This window comes from Micrococcus sp. EWR3.9.1 (assembly GCF_052615555.1).
Genome location: NZ_JBQXFD010000012.1, coordinates 1 through 16,908, shown reverse-complemented (window position 1 = coordinate 16,908; position 16,908 = coordinate 1). Strand labels below are relative to the sequence as shown.

14 protein-coding genes are annotated in these 16,908 nt (G+C 73.0%); 3 read left to right on the top strand and 11 right to left on the bottom strand.

All coding sequences use genetic code 11. The annotated features are described in order from the left end of the window. Positions 1-9: 9 nt before the first annotated feature. Positions 10-1,422 carry a class II 3-deoxy-7-phosphoheptulonate synthase gene (locus tag ACUJ8O_RS08405; RefSeq protein ID WP_036316682.1) on the bottom strand — a complete coding sequence of 471 codons (1,413 nt, stop codon included), beginning with the start codon at positions 1,420-1,422 and terminating at the stop codon, positions 10-12. Positions 1,423-1,493: 71 nt separating this feature from the next. Next, the gene (locus ACUJ8O_RS08400; RefSeq protein WP_445373308.1) at positions 1,494-2,201 is read right to left on the bottom strand and encodes a lysophospholipid acyltransferase family protein; all 708 of its coding nucleotides are present in this window, start codon (positions 2,199-2,201) and stop codon (positions 1,494-1,496) included. Positions 2,202-2,269: 68 nt separating this feature from the next. On the opposite strand from ACUJ8O_RS08400, the gene ACUJ8O_RS08395 reads away from it, so the two are divergent. Together ACUJ8O_RS08395 and ACUJ8O_RS08390 are read left to right on the top strand one after the other, a co-directional pair. After that, positions 2,270-3,040, top strand: a complete 771-nt coding sequence (locus ACUJ8O_RS08395) for an alpha/beta hydrolase (protein ID WP_036316677.1) — start codon at positions 2,270-2,272, stop codon at positions 3,038-3,040. Between the two features lie 114 nt (positions 3,041-3,154). Continuing rightward, entirely contained in the window at positions 3,155-4,993 is a 1,839-nt protein-coding gene (locus ACUJ8O_RS08390; protein WP_036340491.1) for an AMP-dependent synthetase/ligase, read from the top strand. Positions 4,994-5,054: 61 nt separating this feature from the next. Here ACUJ8O_RS08390 and ACUJ8O_RS08385 read toward each other — a convergent pair whose 3' ends face one another. From ACUJ8O_RS08385 to ACUJ8O_RS08350, 8 genes are all read right to left on the bottom strand, one after another. Then, on the bottom strand, positions 5,055-6,518 hold the full coding sequence (locus tag ACUJ8O_RS08385) for a mycothione reductase (RefSeq protein WP_036316674.1): 1,464 nt from the start codon (positions 6,516-6,518) through the stop codon (positions 5,055-5,057). 82 nt (positions 6,519-6,600) lie between these two features. Beyond that, complete coding sequence (locus tag ACUJ8O_RS08380) at positions 6,601-10,119, bottom strand: pyruvate carboxylase (RefSeq protein ID WP_445373307.1); 3,519 nt, start codon at positions 10,117-10,119, stop codon at positions 6,601-6,603. Between the two features lie 110 nt (positions 10,120-10,229). Then, positions 10,230-10,793 carry a MerR family transcriptional regulator gene (locus tag ACUJ8O_RS08375; RefSeq protein ID WP_012750924.1) on the bottom strand — a complete coding sequence of 188 codons (564 nt, stop codon included), beginning with the start codon at positions 10,791-10,793 and terminating at the stop codon, positions 10,230-10,232. A gap of 212 nt (positions 10,794-11,005) precedes the next feature. After that, complete coding sequence (locus ACUJ8O_RS08370) at positions 11,006-11,521, bottom strand: bifunctional nuclease family protein (protein ID WP_078025830.1); 516 nt, start codon at positions 11,519-11,521, stop codon at positions 11,006-11,008. Beyond that, the gene (gene ftsR, locus ACUJ8O_RS08365; RefSeq protein WP_445373306.1) at positions 11,514-12,257 is read right to left on the bottom strand and encodes a transcriptional regulator FtsR; all 744 of its coding nucleotides are present in this window, start codon (positions 12,255-12,257) and stop codon (positions 11,514-11,516) included. The genes ACUJ8O_RS08370 and ftsR overlap by 8 nt, the downstream gene beginning before the upstream one ends. Before the next feature lie 12 nt (positions 12,258-12,269). Then, a complete protein-coding gene (locus ACUJ8O_RS08360; protein ID WP_036340500.1) occupies positions 12,270-12,695 on the bottom strand; it encodes an FHA domain-containing protein in 426 nt (141 codons plus the stop codon). A 101-nt stretch (positions 12,696-12,796) separates the two neighbouring features. Further along, positions 12,797-13,183 (bottom strand): glycine cleavage system protein GcvH, encoded by a 387-nt coding sequence (gene gcvH, locus ACUJ8O_RS08355; RefSeq protein WP_002854607.1) that lies wholly within the window; start codon positions 13,181-13,183, stop codon positions 12,797-12,799. A gap of 85 nt (positions 13,184-13,268) precedes the next feature. Continuing rightward, positions 13,269-14,804, bottom strand: coding sequence for a peptide MFS transporter (locus ACUJ8O_RS08350; protein WP_036316670.1), 1,536 nt, complete (start codon positions 14,802-14,804; stop codon positions 13,269-13,271). Positions 14,805-14,904: 100 nt separating this feature from the next. On the opposite strand from ACUJ8O_RS08350, the gene ACUJ8O_RS08345 reads away from it, so the two are divergent. Further along, positions 14,905-15,426: an adenine phosphoribosyltransferase gene (locus ACUJ8O_RS08345; RefSeq protein ID WP_043278777.1), complete on the top strand. Its 522-nt coding sequence runs from the start codon at positions 14,905-14,907 to the stop codon at positions 15,424-15,426. Positions 15,427-15,533: 107 nt separating this feature from the next. Here ACUJ8O_RS08345 and ACUJ8O_RS08340 read toward each other — a convergent pair. Next, a partial coding sequence (locus tag ACUJ8O_RS08340) for an AAA family ATPase (protein ID WP_445373305.1) occupies positions 15,534-16,908 on the bottom strand: 1,375 nt, incomplete at its 5' end.

The following is a 16,908-nucleotide window of genomic DNA, read 5'->3' as shown; positions in this document are numbered from 1 at the left end:
GCCGCGCGGTCAGGCCCGCGGCGCGCGGCGCTCGGGGTGCGAGAGGGCCTCGGTGACCTTGAACGCCATCTCCAGGGACTGCTGGTGGTTCAGCCGCGGGTCGCACAGCGTCTCGTAGCGGGCGTCGAAGTCGGCCTCGTTGATCGGGTCGGAGCCGCCCAGGCACTCGGCGACGTCGTCGCCGGTCAGCTCGACGTGCATGCCGCCCGGGTGCGTGCCGAGCTCGCGGTGCACCTCGAAGAAGCCGCTGACCTCGTCCATCACGTCCTCGAACCGGCGGGTCTTGTAGCCGTTGGCCGCGGTCACGGTGTTGCCGTGCATGGGGTCGGTGACCCACACCGGCTCCAGCCCCGCGTCGCGGACGCCCTCGACGATGCCGGGCAGCACGTCCCGGATCCGCTCCGCACCCATGCGGGTGATGAAGGTCAGGCGGCCCGGCTCGCGCTCCGGGTCCAGCCGCTCGGCGAGCTCGAGCGCGTCCGCGACCGTGGTGGTCGGGCCGAGCTTCACGCCGATCGGGTTGCGGACCCGGGAGAGGAAGTCGACGTGGGCGCCGTCCACCTGGCGGGTGCGCTCGCCGATCCACAGGAAGTGGGCGCTCGTGGCGTAGGGGTCGCCGCTGCGTGAGTCCACGCGGGTCAGGGCACGTTCGTAGTCGAGCAGGAGCGCCTCGTGGGCCGAGTAGAACTCGGTGCGGCGCATGGCCTCGAAGTCCACGCCCGCGGCGTTCATGAAGCGGACCGCGCGGTCGATCTCGGCGGCCATCTCCTCGTACTGGGCGTAGGCCGGGTTGGCCATGAAGCCCTGGTTCCACTGGTGCACGCTGCGCAGATCGGCGAAGCCGCCCTGGGTGAAGGCGCGGACCAGGTTCAGGGTGGAGGCGGAGGTGTGGTACGCCTGCACCATCCGTCGGGCGTCGTGCCGGCGTGCCTGCTCGGTGAACTCGTAGCCGTTCACGATCTCGCCGCGGAAGCTGGGCAGCGTGACGCCGTCGCGGGTCTCCGTGTCCGAGGACCGCGGCTTGGCGAACTGGCCGGCGATCCGGCCCATCTTCACGACCGGCATGGAGGCGCCGTAGGTCAGCACCGCGGCCATCTGCAGGATGGTCTTCACCCGGGCGCTGATCCGGTTGGCGGTGGACCCGGCGAACGTCTCGGCGCAGTCGCCGCCCTGCAGGAGGAACGCGCGGCCCTGGGCGACGTCGGCCAGACGGGCGCGCAGCAGGTCGACCTCGCCCGCGAAGACGAGCGGGGGCAGGGCGCTCAGCTCGGCGACGGCGGCGCGGTGATCGGCCTCGTCCGCCCAGGACGGCGCCTGCGCGATCGGCAGCGAGCGCCAGTGGTCCAGGCCGGGGATGTCGGCGGCGCCCTCCGAGATGGCGGTGCCGAAGGCCAGGATCTTCTCGCGGGGGTCTTCAGTCATGTGCACCAGGCTAGGGGCCGCGTGCCGCGCCCCGGTCTGAGCGTCCCCGGATGACGACGCGCGGGCCCCGCTCAGTCGCGGGCGCGTGGCGGAGCGGCCGTACGGCCCGCCTTCACGTCCGCCGCGTAGGTGTCCACGTACTCCTGGCCCGACAGGCGCCGGATGGCCTCCATGATCTCGTCCGTCACCTCCCGCAGCACCCGGGGGTCGCCGACGGCCTCGGCACGGTCGGAGAAGTCCAGCGGCTCGCCGAAGATCATGCCCAGGCGCCGGATCCGCGGCAGCACATGGCCGATCGGCTGCACCCGGTCCGTGCCGATCATCGCGATGGGCACCACGGGCGCGCCCGAGGCCAGCGCGAGCTTGGCCACGCCGATCTTGCCGCGGTGCAGCCGCCCGTCCGGGCTGCGGGTGCCCTCCGGGTAGATCCCGAGCAGCCGGCCCTCCCGCAGCGCCTCGAGGCCCGCGTCCAGCGAGCGCAGGGACGCCTCTCCGCCGGAGCGGTCCATGGGCAGCTGGTTCGCCGCCTCGAAGAACCGGCGGGTGACCCAGCCCTTCACGCCCGGGCCGGTGAAGTACTCGTGCTTGGCCAGGAAGTGCACCTGGCGGTCGAGCATGGCCGGCATGAACACCGAGTCCGAGACGGACAGGTGGTTGCTGGCCAGGAACGCCGGGCCCTCGGCCGGCACGTTCCCGAGGCCCTTCACCCAGGGGCGGAACAGCAGGCGGGTGGCCGGAGCCACGGCGAACGTCTTGGCGGACCAGTAGAACGTGGACACGAGGGCCTTCCGGTCGGGGCGGTCGGGTGCCTGCCCATCGTATGGTCCGCCTGCCTTACCCTGGCACCATGCCCCGCCCCGTCGCCGTCGCCCCCGAAGACCTCCCCCTGCGCCTCATGCCCGCCGCTCCCGCCCGGCGCGACCACTGCGTCGTGCTCCTGCACGGGTTCACCTCGACTCCGGCCTCCGTCCGCGCCTGGGCCGAGGGGCTCGCGGCAGGCGGCTCCCCCGTGAGCGTGCCCCTGCTGCCGGGGCACGGCACCCGGTGGGAGGACCTCGCCGCCACCGGTGCGGACGAGATCCGCGCCGCCGTCCGGGCCGTCGTGGACCTCGAGCTCGCCCGACACGGCCGCGTGGTCATGGCGGGCATCTCGATGGGCGGCGCCCTCGCGCTCGACGCCGCCGCCCACCGACCCGTGGCCGGGGTGCTCGTGGTGAACCCCGCGCTGCGCTTCGCCAGCCCGCTCGCCCCCTTCGCCCCGCTGCTGGCCCCGTTCGTCCCCACGGTCGCCCCGATCGCGGACGACATCGCGGACCCGACGGCGCGCGAGCGCGCCTACCCCCGCACGCCGGTGGCCGGCGTCGCCGCCCTCGGCCGCATCCAGCGGGCCGCCCGCCGCGCCCTGCCGCGGATCACCGCTCCCGTGACGGTCTACCGGTCCGCCCGCGACGCCGTCGTGCCCGCCTCGAGCCACCGGACCCTGGTGCGGGGCCTGCGCCAGGCCCCCGTGGAGGTGGTGGGACTGCCCCGCAGCCGCCACGTCGCCACGCTCGACTACGACCTGCCGCTGCTGATCGACCACGGCCGGAGCGCGGTCGCCGCCATGACGACGCACTGAGTCGCGCCCGGACCCTGCCGCTGCCGGTTGTAGAGTGTGCGTGACACGACTCACACATACTTCCGTTCCGCCGACCATCGGTCGGCGGGACCGACCCGACGCCCGAGGAGTCCCATGCACGAGATCAGCGAGCCGTACCACCACCCCCGCCTGTCCCCGGAGGCGAACATCACGGACTTCCTGGAACGCCAGGCCACGGAGCGTCCCGACCACGGCCTCTTCGCGGTGCCCGACGCGCAGGACCAGTGGACGGACGTCTCCGCCCGGGACGCCCGCGAACGCGTGCGGGCCCTGGCCAAGGGGCTCATCGCCGCCGGGATCCAGCCCGGGGAGACGGTCGGTCTCCTGGCCTCCACCCGCCTGGAGTGGACACTGGTCGACTTCGCCATCTGGTATGCCGGCGCGGTCACCGTGCCCGTGTACGAGACCTCCTCCGTCAGCCAGGTGTCCTGGATCATCGAGGACTCGGACGTGCGCGCCGTCGTGACCGGGAACGAGGACCTCGCCAAGACGGTGCGGGACGCGGTGCAGCGCGAGGGCCTGCCGGAGCTGATCGGCCTGTGGACGATGGACCCGGCCGACGGCGCCCCCGGCTCCGGCCTCGAGGCGCTCGTCGCCCTGGGCGCGGACGTCACCGATGAGGAGCTCGAGACGCGCCGGTCCTCCGCCGGCCTGGCCGACCTGGCGACCATCATCTACACCTCCGGCACCACGGGCCGGCCCAAGGGCTGCGAGCTCACGCACGAGAACTTCGCGGAGCTCGTCAACCAGACCCTGTCCTCCTCGCTCGGCGACGTCGTCCGCGAGGACACCTCCACCGTGCTGTTCATCCCCCTGGCGCACGTGTTCGCGCGCTTCGTCTCGGTGCTCACCGTCGCCGCGGGCGCACGCTGCGGGCACGTCTCGGACATCAAGCGGCTCTCGGTCTCGCTGCAGACCTTCCAGCCGAGCTTCGTGCTGGCCGTGCCGCGCGTGTTCGAGAAGATCTACAACGCGGCGCTGCTCAACGCGCAGAGCGGCGGCAAGGAGAAGATCTTCCGCCGTGGCGCGGACGTGGCGATCCGCTGGTCCCGGGCGCTGGACTCGGGCCAGATGACGGCGCCCCTGCGGCTGCAGCGCGCGTTCTACTCCGCGCTGGTCTACCGCCGGATCCGGACGGCCATGGGCGGCCGGCTCGCGTACGCGGTCTCCGGCGGCGGCCCCCTCTCCACCGACCTGGCGCACTTCTTCCGCGGCGTGGGCGTGACCATCCTCGAGGGCTACGGCCTCACCGAGACGACGGCCCCCATCACCGTGGGCCGGCCGGACCGGCTGAAGATCGGCACGGTCGGACACCCCCTCGGCGGCAACCAGGTGCGGATCGCCGAGGACGGCGAGATCCTCACGCGCGGCACGTCGCTGATGCGCGGCTACCACAACCGGCCGGAGGCGAACGAGGAGGCCTTCGAAGACGGCTGGTTCCGCACCGGCGACCTCGGGGCCCTGGACGACGACGGCTTCCTCACGATCACCGGCCGCAAGAAGGAGCTGCTGGTGACGGCCGGCGGCAAGAACGTGGCACCGGCGATGCTCGAGGACGCGATCCGCAGCGACGCGCTCGTCTCCCAGGTGATGGTGGTCGGCGACGGCAAGCCCTTCATCGCGGCGATCGTCACCCTCGACACCGACACCCTGCCCGCGTGGCTCGCCGCGAACGGGCTGCCGAAGGACCTCGACGTCGCTGCGGCCGCACGCGAGGACGCGGTGCGCCGTCACATCCAGGAGGCCGTGGACAAGGCCAACAGCCTGGTCTCGCGCGCCGAGGGGATCCGGGAGTTCCGCATCCTCGACCGCGACTTCTCCCTGGAGGAGGGCCATGTGACCCCGTCCCTGAAGATGCGCCGGTCGGCGATCATGAAGGACTTCGCCGCGCAGATCGCGGACATCTACGGGGAGCCCGCCCCGCAGAACTGAACGCCCCTCGACGACGGCGCCCGGCCCCCGCGGCCGGGCCTCGTCGTCCCCGCGGGTCCGGTCAGAGCAGACCGGAGTCCGGCACGTCCAGGCCCAGCAGCGCGTTCTCGACGACCTCGGTGAGGGCCGGGTGGGGCCAGTACTGGCCCCGCGCGAGCCGGTGGGCGTCGATGCCGAACGCCATGCCGGTCACGAGCGGCTGGATGAGGTTCGCGGCCTCGTGCCCCAGGATGTGCCCGCCCAGGATCCGTCCGGTGGCCTTCTCCGCGACGACGGTGCACACACCCTCGGTGTCCTCCATGGCCCAGCCGTAGGCGACGTCCCCGAAGGGCTGGGTCTTCACCGTGATCGCGTCCGCGCCGTAGTCGGCGAGCGCCTGCTCCACCGTGAGCCCGACGGAGGCCGCCTGCGGGTGGGTGAACACGGCCGCCGGCACGGGGCCGAGCGTGTTGGCGCGGAGGTCGTCCGGATGCTCCAGGTTGTGCGCGACGACGCGGGCCTCGTGGTTGGCCACGTGCTTGAGCTGCCACGTGTTGGCGACGTCCCCGAGCACGTAGACCCCCTCCACCGGCGCGCCGTCGGAGAGTGCGCGCTGGTGCTCGTCGCTGGCCAGGATGCCGTCGTCGGTGACGTCCAGTCCCGCGGCGGCGGGGTCGAGGCGGTCCGTGTTCGGCGTCCGGCCGACCGCGATCAGCACCGCGTCCGCCTCGATGGCCTCCTCCACGATGCCGGTCTGCTCCTGGCCCTCCGCGCGATCCAGGCGCACCCGGACCCAGCCGTCCGCGGCCCGCTCGGCGTCCTCGACCGGTTCGATCCCGGCCGGGGTCCACCCCGTGCGCAGGTCCCACCGCCGGGCCGCGATCTTCGTGAACGTCGTGGACACGGACATGTCGTGCTGCTTGAGCAGCCGGTGGCCGCGGTTGACCTGGACGACCTCGGTGCCCAGCCCGGCGAAGACGGACGCGAACTCGCAGGCGATGAACCCGCCGCCCACCACGAGCAGCCGCCGCGGCAGCCGATCCAGTCGCATGACGGTGTCCGAGGTGTGCACCGACGGCAGGTCCAGGCCCGGGATCTCCGGGAGGGTGGGCCGCGACCCCGCGGCGACCACGACCTGGTCCGCCGTGATCTCCCGACCCGAGGCGGTGCGCACGCGGCGGGGACCGACGAAGCGCACCTCCTCCTGGATCACGCTCGTGTAGTCCAGATCATCCCGGCGGTGGCGCAGCCCGTCCCGGCTGATGCCGTCGATGCGCGTGAAGATGCGGTCCCGGATGGCCGGGAAGTCGGCGCCCGTGAACTCCAGCCCCACCCCGAGGCTCCGGGCCTCGGGCGGCAGCGCCGCCAGGCTGGCCGGGTAGGCGTACATCTTGGTGGGGATGCAGCCGACGTTCAGGCAGGTGCCGCCGAACGGGCCGGAGTCGGCGATCACGACGCTCCGGCCCTTCCAGTGTTCGCTGACCAGGGAGTTCCCCGATCCGGATCCGATGATGAGCAGGTCGTGGTGTTCCGCAGTGGTGGCCATGCCTCCCAGGATAGGCACGGGCCCGGACGCGGTGGCGTCCGGGCCCGTGGGGCGGCCCGCCGGCGGCGGGCTCACGCGGGGCTCACTCGATCACGAGCAGCAGGTCTCCGCCGTTGACGGGCGTGATGCCCTCCGTGACCACGCGGCGCACGGTGCCCGCGACCTGGGCCGTGATCGCGGCCTCCATCTTCATCGCCTCGATCGTGGCCACCGCCTGGCCGACCTCGACGGCGTCGCCCTCGGCCACCTGGACGGTGACCGAGCCCGCGAACGGGGCGGCGACGTGGCCGGGGGTGCCGGGGTCCGCCTTCTCCGCGGTCCGCACGGTGGACTCGATCGAGCGGTCGCGGACGGTCATCTGGCGCAGCTGGCCGTTCAGGGTGACCATCACGGTGCGCATGCCCTTCTCGTCCGGCTCGGAGACGGACATGAGGGTGGCGAGCAGCCGCACACCGCGTCCGAGCGAGATGACGTGCTCGCGCCCGGGGACGAGGCCGTAGAGGAAGTCGCGGGCGTGCAGGGTGACGGTGTCCCCGAACTCCTCGCGGTGCGCCTCGAACTCCTTCGTGGGGCCGGGGAAGAGCAGGCGGTTCAGCACCCCGCGGCGGGTCTGTCCGGCCTCGCCGAGGGCGCTCGAGTCCTCCGCGGAGATCTCCACCATGCCCGCGCCCTCGCGGCGACCCTGGAGGGCCTTGGTCCGGAAGGGCTCCGGCCAGCCGCCGGGCGGGTCGCCGAGCTCGCCGCGCAGGAAGCCGATCACGGAGTCCGGAATGTCGAACTCCTGCGGACGCTCCGCGAACTCCTTCGGGTCCACGCCGGAGCCGACCAGCTGCAGCGCCAGATCGCCCACCACCTTGGAGGACGGGGTGACCTTGACGAGGTGGCCGAGCAGGTCGTCGGCCGCGGCGTACATCGACTCGATGGCCTCGAACCGCTCCCCCAGGCCGAGCGCGATCGCCTGCGTGCGCAGGTTGGACAGCTGGCCGCCCGGGATCTCGTGGTGGTACACGCGGCCGGTCGGGGCGGGCAGCCCCGCCTCGAAGGGCGCGTACGCCGAGCGGACGGACTCCCAGTAGGGCTCCATCGCGGTGGCGGCCTCGAGGCCGAGACCGGTGTCCCGCTCCGTGTGCTCGAGCGCCGCCACCAGGGCGGACAGCGGCACCTGGCTGGTGGTGCCCGCCATGGACGCGGTGGCCGCGTCGACGGCGTCCACGCCGGCCTCCGCCGCTGCGAGCAGGGTGGCCAGCTGACCGCCGGCGGTGTCGTGCGTGTGCAGGTGCACGGGCAGGTCGAACTCGGCGCGCAGGGCGGTGACCAGCTCGCGCGCCGCGGCGGGCCGCAGCAGGCCCGCCATGTCCTTGATCGCCAGGACGTGGGCGCCGGCGTCGACCATCCGGCGGGCGAGGCCCAGGTAGTAGTCGAGCGTGTAGAGCGTCTCCTTCGGGTCCGTCATGTTGCCCGTGTAGCACAGGGCCGCCTCGGCCACGGCGGTGCCCGTGGCACGCACCGCCTCGATGGCCGGGGTGATCTGCTCGACGTCGTTGAGGGCGTCGAAGATGCGGAACACGTCGACGCCGGATGCCGCGGCCTCGGCCACGAACGCGTCCGTCACCTCGGTGGGGTACGGCGTGTATCCCACCGTGTTGCGGCCGCGCAGCAGCATCTGGATCGGGATGTTCGGCAGCTCCGCGCGCAGCAGCTCGAGGCGCTGCCACGGGTCCTCGTGGAGGAAGCGCAGCGCGACGTCGTACGTCGCCCCGCCCCAGGCCTCCACCGAGAGCAGCCCCGGCAGGGTGTGCGCGACGGCGGGGGCGGCGGCCAGCAGGTCGCGCGTGCGGACGCGGGTGGCCAGCAGGGACTGGTGGGCGTCGCGGAACGTGGTGTCCGTGACGGCCAGCGCGGTCTGCTCACGCAGGGTGCGGGCGAAGCCCTCGGGGCCCTGCTCCAGCAGCACCTGACGCCAGCCGCGCGGGGGCACCGCGTCCTCGTTCCGGCTCGGGCCGTCGAAGGGCGAGCGGTCCGGCTCCTGGTGCTTGTCGCCCGGGTGCTCGGGGAGGCGGTCGCGAGGGTCGATGCCCTCGACGCGCGGGCCGTGCGGCTGGTTGACGGTGACGTCCACGAGATACTGCAGGGCCTTGGATCCGCGGTCCTGGGAGCGGTTCACCGTGGCCAGCTCGGGGTGCTTGTCGATGAAGTCCGTGGCGACGTCGCCGCTGAGGAACTGCGGGTCGTCCATCACGTTCATCAGGAACGGGATGTTGGTGGCCACGCCGCGCACGCGGAACTCTGCCAGGGCGCGGCGCACGCGGCGCACCGCCGTGGCGTAGTCGCGTCCGCGGCAGGTGAGCTTGACCAGCATGGAGTCGAAGTGGGGGCTGATCTCCGCACCGGCGTAGATGGTGCCGCCGTCGAGGCGCACACCGGAGCCGCCGGCCGAGCGGTAGGCGGTGATGGTGCCGGTGTCCGGGCGGAAGCCGTTGGCCGGGTCCTCGGTGGTGATGCGGCACTGGATGGCGAAGCCGCGGACCTGGAGGGCGTCCTGGGTGATGCCCAGCTCGGGCAGGGTGGCGCCGGCGGCGATGCGCAGCTGCGCGCTCACCAGGTCCACGTCCGTGACCTCCTCAGTCACGGTGTGCTCCACCTGGATGCGGGGGTTCATCTCGATGAACACGTGCTGGCCCGCACGCTCGCCCGCCGTGTCCACGAGGAACTCGACGGTGCCCGCGTTGACGTACCCCATCTCCTTGGCGAAGGCGACGGCGTCCCGGTGCAGGGCCTGCCGGATCTCCTCGTCCAGGTTCGGGGCCGGGGCCATCTCGATGACCTTCTGGTGGCGGCGCTGGAGCGAGCAGTCCCGCTCGAAGAGGTGCACGACGTTGCCCTCGCCGTCGGCGAGGATCTGCACCTCGATGTGCCGCGGCCGCAGGACGGCCTGCTCGAGGAACACGGTGGGGTCGCCGAAGGCGGTGTCCGCCTCGCGCATCGCGGCCTCGAGGGAGCCGCGCAGGTCCTCGCGGCGCTCGACGCGGCGCATGCCGCGGCCGCCGCCGCCGGCGACGGCCTTGACGAAGATGGGGAAGCCGATCTCCTCGGCCTGCTCCAGGAGCCACTCGACGTCGGCGCTCGGGTCCGAGGAGGCCAGGGTGGGGATGCCCGCGCGCTTGGCCGCGCGCAGGGCCTCGACCTTGTTGCCGGTCAGCTCGAGGACGTCGGCGGGCGGGCCGACGAAGGTGATCCCGTTCTCGGCCGCGGCGCGGGCCAGGCCGGCGTTCTCCGACAGGAAGCCGTAGCCCGGGTAGATCGCGTCGGCCCCGGCGTCCTTCGCCACGCGGATGATCTCGTCCACGTCGAGGTAGGCGCGCACGGGGTGGCCCTCGTCGCCGATGCGGTAGGCCTCGTCCGCCTTCTGGCGGTGGATCGAATTGCGGTCCTCGTAGGGGAAGACGGCGACGGTGCGGGCGCCCAGCTCGTAGCAGGCGCGGAAGGCGCGGACGGCGATCTCGCCGCGGTTGGCCACCAAGACCTTGGAGAAGACGGCGCCGGCTCCGGTCGACCCGGCCGCGTCCTCTGGAGGGGTGAAGTTCTCGACAGGTGCGGTCATGGTTGGCAGTGTGTCACACCGCGCCGGAGTTCCGCCTCATGTCGCGCACAGTCACCGTTGCGAGACGAAAGATGACTGGCTCGGCCCTCCGGGGCGCCCGCGGTGGAGGGTCAGGCGGAGCGGCGGGCCCGACGCCGCCCGGCCAGCTCGTCCCCCGGCTCGGGGGCGCCCACCACGCTCTCGCGCGGCAGCTCGGCGAGGCTGCCCTCGACCTCGCGCCACACGCGGCCGACGGCGATCCCGAAGACGCCCTGGCCGCCCTGGACGAGGTCCACGACCTCGTCTGCCGAGGTGCACTCGTACACCGAGGCGCCGTCGCTCATCAGGGTGATCTGCGCCAGGTCCTCGACACCCCGCTCGCGCAGGTGGCCCACGGCGGTGCGGATCTGCTGGAGCGAGACGCCGGTGTCCAGGAGGCGCTTGACCACCTTGAGGACGAGGATGTCGCGGAACGAGTACAGCCGCTGGGAGCCGGAGCCGGAGGCGCTGCGGACCGTGGGGGCCACGAGATCCGTGCGGGCCCAGTAGTCGAGCTGGCGATAGGTGATGCCGGCGGCCTTGCACGCGGTGGGACCGCGGAAGCCGACGTCGTCGCCCTGGGTCCTGCCCTCGTCGAAGAGCGTGCCCTGGGCGCCGAGCGCGGGGGGCCGGCCAGGACCTGCAGTGGGTGTCACGGGGAACCTCCTGGTGCGGGGCCCCCGGTGCGGGGAGGGGGACGCGACCGTCGTGTGCCGCCGGTGACCGTGGCGGCGCTCCCCGGTGACCGTGGGGAGGGCGACGGAGGCGCTCCGGGTGGCGGGGCCCTCTTCCCCTCGAAGGTACGCGCGGGTCCGGGGACGGTCAACGAAGCCGGCGGCGAGACCGCGCCGTGTCGCGCCGGCTCCGCTCAGGCGAAGTCCTCGGGGCGCACCGTGTCCAGGAAGTCGCGGAAGTCCTCGACGGCGCGCTCCTGGCCGGCGTCCTCCTCCCCCGTCCGCGCCGGCATGCCGGCGTCCGCGAGCACGGCGGGGCTGCCGAGCACGGGGGCGTCGGCGCGCAGGGCGACCACGACGGCGTCCGACGCGCGGGCGTCGACCCGGGCGCCGGTGGAGAGCACGAGCTCGGCGTGCACGACCTCGTCGCGGACCTCGGTGAGCCGCACCCGCACGACCTCGGCGCCCAGGGCGTCCACGGCGGCCAGGAGCAGCTCATGGGTGAGGGGCCGGGGCGCGCGGACGCCCTCGAGCGCGAGCGCGGCGGCGGCGGCCTCGGGCGCGCCCACCCACAGCGGGATCATCGTGCGGCCGGGCGGATCCACCAGCAGGATCACGTGGTGCTGTTCGGGCAGCTCGACGCGCACGCCGAGCACGGAGAGCGGCACGTCGCCGGCGTCGTCGGCGGGCACGGGGCGCGGCTCAGTCATCCCACTGCTCCAGCCCCACGGCCACGAGGGCCGCATGCAGCCGCAGGCTGGCCTGCGCGATCTCGCGTGCCGAGCGGGCCACGCGGGGGCGGGTGCCGGCGTCGCGGCGGGCCTGCAGCGGGGCGACGGCGCGCTCCACCAGGCCCAGTTCGCGGTCGGCCGCGGCCCGCAGCGGGCGCAGGTGCCGGGGCTCCAGGCCGTGGCCCGCGAGCACGACGGCGGCCCGAGCCACGTCCATCGCGTGGCTCGGGTAGCCGCCGTCGGGATCGACGGGCAGGAGCGAGTACTGATCCAGCTCGGCCAGCAGCTCCTCGCCCGCCCCGGATTCGGCGGCGAGCTCGGCGCGGGTCCACGACCGGCGGCCCCCGGCGACCTCGCGGCCGAGCCGCGCCGCGTCCGAGGACGCCGGGACCGCCGCGGTCCCGGGCAGGCCGGTGGGGCGTTCGCCGCGGTCCAGCGCGGCCAGGTGGTCGGCGATGACCTTGAGCGGCAGGAAGTGGTCGCGCTGCAGCGCGAGGACGAACCGGAGCCGGTCCACGTCCTCGGGCCGGAAGCGCCGGTAGCCGGCGGGGGTCCGCTCGGGCAGCACGAGGCCGCGGTCCTCCAGGAAGCGCACCTTGGACGCGGTGACGCCGGGGAATTCGGCTTCGAGGGCGGCCACGACCTCGCCGATGCCCAGCCGGCCCGCAGGGCGGGCGGTGGGGATGGCGTCGGGGAGCGGGCGCGGATCGATCACGGGGATGACGGCTCAGCCCCGCGCCGGCGCGGCGTAGTACGTGAGCCGGTACTTGCCGATTTGCACGTGCATCCCGGAGCGCAGCAGGATCTCGTCCACCCGGTCGTGGTTCACGAAGGTGCCGTTGAGGGAGTTCAGGTCCACGAGCCGATGGCCACCGTCCTCGGCCCGGAACTCCGCGTGACGACGGGAGACGGTGACGTCGTCGAGGAAGATGTCCGCGTCCGGGTGGCGCCCCACGGAGACCACGTCCTTGTCCAGGAGGAAGCGGGCGGACTGGTCCGGGCCCTCGTGGGCCAGCAGCAGCGCGGAACCGGCCGGGAGGGCGCGGATCGCGTCCGACTCCTCGCGGGTGAGGTCCGCCGAGACCAGCGGTGCCAGCTCGGTGAGGTTGATGGCGGAGGTGGACAGGTCCGGTTCACGTCCGGGCTGGTTCATGGGGTGCTCCTGTGCGGCGGCCGGCGCCGCGGCGCCGGAGGGAGAGACGAAGGGGACGCCGCCGCCCCGCCGGCCGGCGGCGGGGCGACGGCGGACGGGGCTCAGCTGGTGTGCGAGGCGTAGCCCTCGGCGTCCATGAGGCCCTCGAGCTGGGCCTCGTCCGCGAGGGTGATCTCGAACAGCCAGCCGCCCTCGTAGGGGGCGGAGTTGACCAGGCCGGGCTCGCCGTCGAGCTCGTCGTTGACGGCGGCCACGGTGCCGGAGACCGGGGCGTAGATGTCCGAGACGGACTTCGTGGACTCGACCTCGCCCACCGCGGTGCCCGCGGTGACCTCGGTGCCGACCTCCGGCAGGTCCACGTACACGACGTCACCCAGCGCATCCTGGGCGAAGTCGGTGATGCCCACGCGGACCGTGCCGGCGGCACCGGCCTCGGCGATCCACTCGTGCTCGGCGGAGTACTTCAGGCCTTCGGGGATGGAGCTCATGGAGTGCGCGTCCTTTGTGTGGTCGGGAGGGATGACGTCGTCTCGCAGACTACCGAGCGGCGCGTGATTCGCGCCACTGGCGTGCTCAGAGCACGCCGCGCATGCCGCGACGCACCGGCTTGGCGATGGCCAGCACGATCAGGCCCACGCCGAGGGTGACCGCACCGATCGTGCCGAAGTAGCCCACCTCGTTCTGCTCCGAGTAGGAGCCGGCCAGGGAGCCGGCCAGGGCCGTGCCCAGGGCGACGGACAGGTTGTACAGCGACACCATCATCACCGGGAAGCTGCGCGGGGCGACCTTGGTGGCCAGGGAGAGGCCCACCGGGGAGACGAGCAGCTCGCCCATGGTGCAGACGAAGAGGATCAGCGTCAGCCACAGCAGCGGCACGGCGGCGACGTCGGCCACCGGGATGAACAGCAGGAAGGCGATGCCGATCAGGACGATGCCGATGCCGAACTTCACCGGGGTGGCGGGCTGGCGGGTGCCCAGCTTGGTCCACAGCGCGGCGAACACCGGGGCGAACACGATGATGAAGATCGGGTTGATGGAGTTGACCCACTCCATGGGCATGAGCCAGCCGAACAGGTTCCGGTCGAGGCGGTGCTCGGAGTACAGCGCGATCACGGTGAACTGCTGCTGGAAGAGGGCGAAGAACACGGACGTGCCGATGAACAGCGGGATGAACGCCTTCACGCGCGAGCGCTCCTCCTCCGAGACCTTCGTCGAGGTCAGCAGGACCGCGAAGATCGCGATGGCCGCGACGGCGGCGAGCACGACGACGGCGTCGGAGAGGTTGTCCAGGGTGATGACGTCCGTGAGGAACAGGGCCACGACGACGGCGACCATCCCCAGGCCGATCAGGCCCCAGCGGCCGTACTGCGACCGCGGCAGCGGATCCGGGACCCGGTGCACGTCCGTGGGCAGGTTCTTGCGGGTCAGGGCGTACTGCGTCAGGCCGATGGCCATGCCGGCGGCGGCGAGGCCGAAGCCCACGTGGAAGCCCATCGTGTCGCGTGCCAGGCCGGTGAGCAGCGGGCCGAAGAGGGCGCCGATGTTCACGCCCATGTAGAAGATGGAGAAGCCGGCATCGCGCTTGGGGTCCTCGCGGGAGTACAGGGAGCCGACGAGGTTCGTGGCGTTGGCCTTGAGGCCGCCCGAACCGACGGCGACGAGCACGAGGCCCAGGGTCAGGCCCGGGACGCCCGGGACGAGGGCCAGCGCGATGTGGCCCAACATGATCCCGACGGCGCTGACGAACATGGTGCGCTCGGAACCGAGCAGGCGGTCGGCGACCCAGCCGCCGAGGATGCAGAACACGTACACCATGCCGCCGTAGGCGCCGACGATGCCCGTGGCCACGGCCGGGTCGATCCCGAGGCCGCCCTCCGCGGCGGTCCAGGACATGTAGTACACGAGCATCGCCTGCATGCCGTAGAAGGAGAAGCGCTCCCACAGCTCCACGGAGAACAGGTTCGCCAGCGGGCCGGGCTGGCCGAGGAACGGGCGGCCGCGCCAGTCGGGGGTGGCGTCGTCGGGACGGGTGGCCGTCGACGCCGCCACGCGGGCGGACGGCTCGACGTCGGGCACGCGGCCCGCGAGAGGATTCTGGGGATTTTCCACCGATCTACTGTCCTCCCCTGAGGGAGCCAGAGCAAACTCCCCGCCCGATGACGCCGATCACATCCGCGGCCCGGGCGGCGTCCGTCCTAGAGTGGAGGCCGTGTCCGTCACCTCCGAGATCGCCCGTGCCCGCTCGCTCATCCGTGTGGTCCCCGACCATCCCAGCCCGGGCGTGGCCTTCCAGGACATCACGCCCCTGCTCGCCGACGCCCGCGCCCTGAGGGAGTGTGTTGAGGCCCTGGTGGCGCCGTTCGAGGGGCGGTTCGACCTCGTGGCCGGCCTCGAGGCCCGCGGGTTCCTGCTCGCCGGGGCGGCCGCCGTCCTGACAGGCACCGGCCTCGTGCCGCTGCGCAAGGCCGGGCGCCTCCCGGCGCCCGCAGCCCGCGCGGACTACACGCTGGAGTACGGGACCGCGAGCATCGAGGTCTCCGAGGACCTGCGGGCCGGGTCACGGGTGCTCCTGCTCGACGACGTCCTCGCCACGGGCGGCACCCTCGCCGCCGGCCGACGGCTCATCGAGGCACGGGGTGCGGAGGTGGTGGGCGCGGCCTGCCTGCTGGAACTGAGGGCCCTCGGCGGCCGGGCCGTCGTGCCGGACACGCACGTGCTGTTCGCAGCCTGAACCGCCCGCCCGACCGACGGGGAGTGGCGGCAAAGGTGGCCCGGCCCCGGGTACGACGAAGCCGGAGCCCTGCGCTGCAGGACTCCGGCCTCGTGAATGTGGTCGGGCTAGCGGGATTTGAACCCACGACCTCTTGACCCCCAGGCGTCCAGACCGTTCATACTTCTCCGAAAATGCGACGTGACGGCGTAGCCGAGCTCCAGATGCTCGGCCGCGTAGTCGGCCGGGATCACGACGGAGCCACCTCGCTTCCGGCCAGCACGGCGGAGGGCGAGGGAGTCGTCGTCGCGGACGTCGGTGACCGTCCACCTGTTGCTGTTGCTGACCCAGCCACGCCCGGAGCGCAGGCGCCGGTCGTTGTGTCGGGTGATGACGGTGTCCCCGGCGGCGGCGCGGGTGCCGTCGTGCAGTTCGACTTCGCGGAGGGCGTTCACGATGCCGTCAAGGATCAGCTCGGCGCGGGCTCGCCGGTTGAGGGCGAGCACGGCTTCGTTGGAGTCGGCCACGAGCACCGCCGCCCGCCCGGCCAGCGTGTCGGCGCGCCACGCCCGGTAGGCGACTTCGACCATCGCCTCGCTGTCGCCTTCGGCGATGCGGCCGTGGTCCGCGTAGGCGTTGATGACGCTGGTGTCGCCGTGGCGCAGGCCGAGGGAGGCAGTCTTCTCCCAGGCGTGGGCGAGGCGGTGCACGGCGGTGAGCTCGGGGGCGTCATCCCGGTCGTGGACGAGCATCGCGTAGGCGCCGGCCGCGGTCGGCAACTGGAGCTGAGCGTAGTCCCCGACGACCAACGTCTTCGCCCCGGCCGCGGTGGCGAGGGCGGTGATGCGGTCGAGGGCGAGGGTGCCGGCCATCGACGCCTCATCGACGATGACGAGCTGCCCCCGGCGGAACGTGGCCCCGGTGCGGTCGTGGGTGTCCAGCCACTTCGCCGTGTTCTCGGCGGCAATCCCGAGGTCGTCGGCGAGGACGTGCGCCGCGACCGCGGACGGAGCGAGGCCGACGACAGAGCCTCGGCCGTGCTCGTGCTCCCACGCTCGGCGCAGCGCGTTCATCGCCGTCGTCTTCCCAGCCCCGGCCGGCCCTACGAGCACGTCGATCATCCGGCCTGACAGCGCGATCCTCGCCAACGCGTCCGCCTGGTCCGGGCCGAGGGTGCGGCCCTCCCGGTCGGGCCGGGCCGTGATCCGCTCTACCGTCGCCAACGGCACGGTCGGGCCGGTAGTGGTGCGGGCGCGCTCGAGGAGGCGGTCTTCGGCCGCCAGCAGAACCTCGGAGGAGAACACGGCCGAGTGCTTCGGCCGGAACACTGATGTGCCATCCGGGCGGCGGAACGCCGCGGGGCTCGAAGCGAGCTCGGGCGGGGTCAGCCGCAGCGACACGGACTCGGCGGCGTCGACCACGAGGCCGACGATCGCTTCCCGGTCTTCGGTGGAGGCGAACCTGTAGCCGGTGGTCTGCCGGGCGGCCTCGGCCATCAGGTTC

Excerpts from the sequence above, each read along its gene's own strand:
- ACUJ8O_RS08370 (WP_078025830.1), bottom strand. The coding sequence starts at position 11,521 with ATGACTGAGCCGCGCCCCGTGCCCGCCGACGACGCCGGCGACGTGCCG.
- ACUJ8O_RS08395 (WP_036316677.1), top strand. The coding sequence starts at position 2,270 with ATGCCCCGCCCCGTCGCCGTCGCCCCCGAAGACCTCCCCCTGCGCCTC.
- gcvH (WP_002854607.1), bottom strand. The coding sequence starts at position 13,183 with ATGAGCTCCATCCCCGAAGGCCTGAAGTACTCCGCCGAGCACGAGTGG.
- ACUJ8O_RS08405 (WP_036316682.1), bottom strand. The coding sequence starts at position 1,422 with ATGACTGAAGACCCCCGCGAGAAGATCCTGGCCTTCGGCACCGCCATC.
- ACUJ8O_RS08360 (WP_036340500.1), bottom strand. The coding sequence starts at position 12,695 with ATGAACCAGCCCGGACGTGAACCGGACCTGTCCACCTCCGCCATCAAC.
- ACUJ8O_RS08390 (WP_036340491.1), top strand. The coding sequence starts at position 3,155 with ATGCACGAGATCAGCGAGCCGTACCACCACCCCCGCCTGTCCCCGGAG.
- ACUJ8O_RS08380 (WP_445373307.1), bottom strand. The coding sequence starts at position 10,119 with ATGACCGCACCTGTCGAGAACTTCACCCCTCCAGAGGACGCGGCCGGG.
- ACUJ8O_RS08385 (WP_036316674.1), bottom strand. The coding sequence starts at position 6,518 with ATGGCCACCACTGCGGAACACCACGACCTGCTCATCATCGGATCCGGA.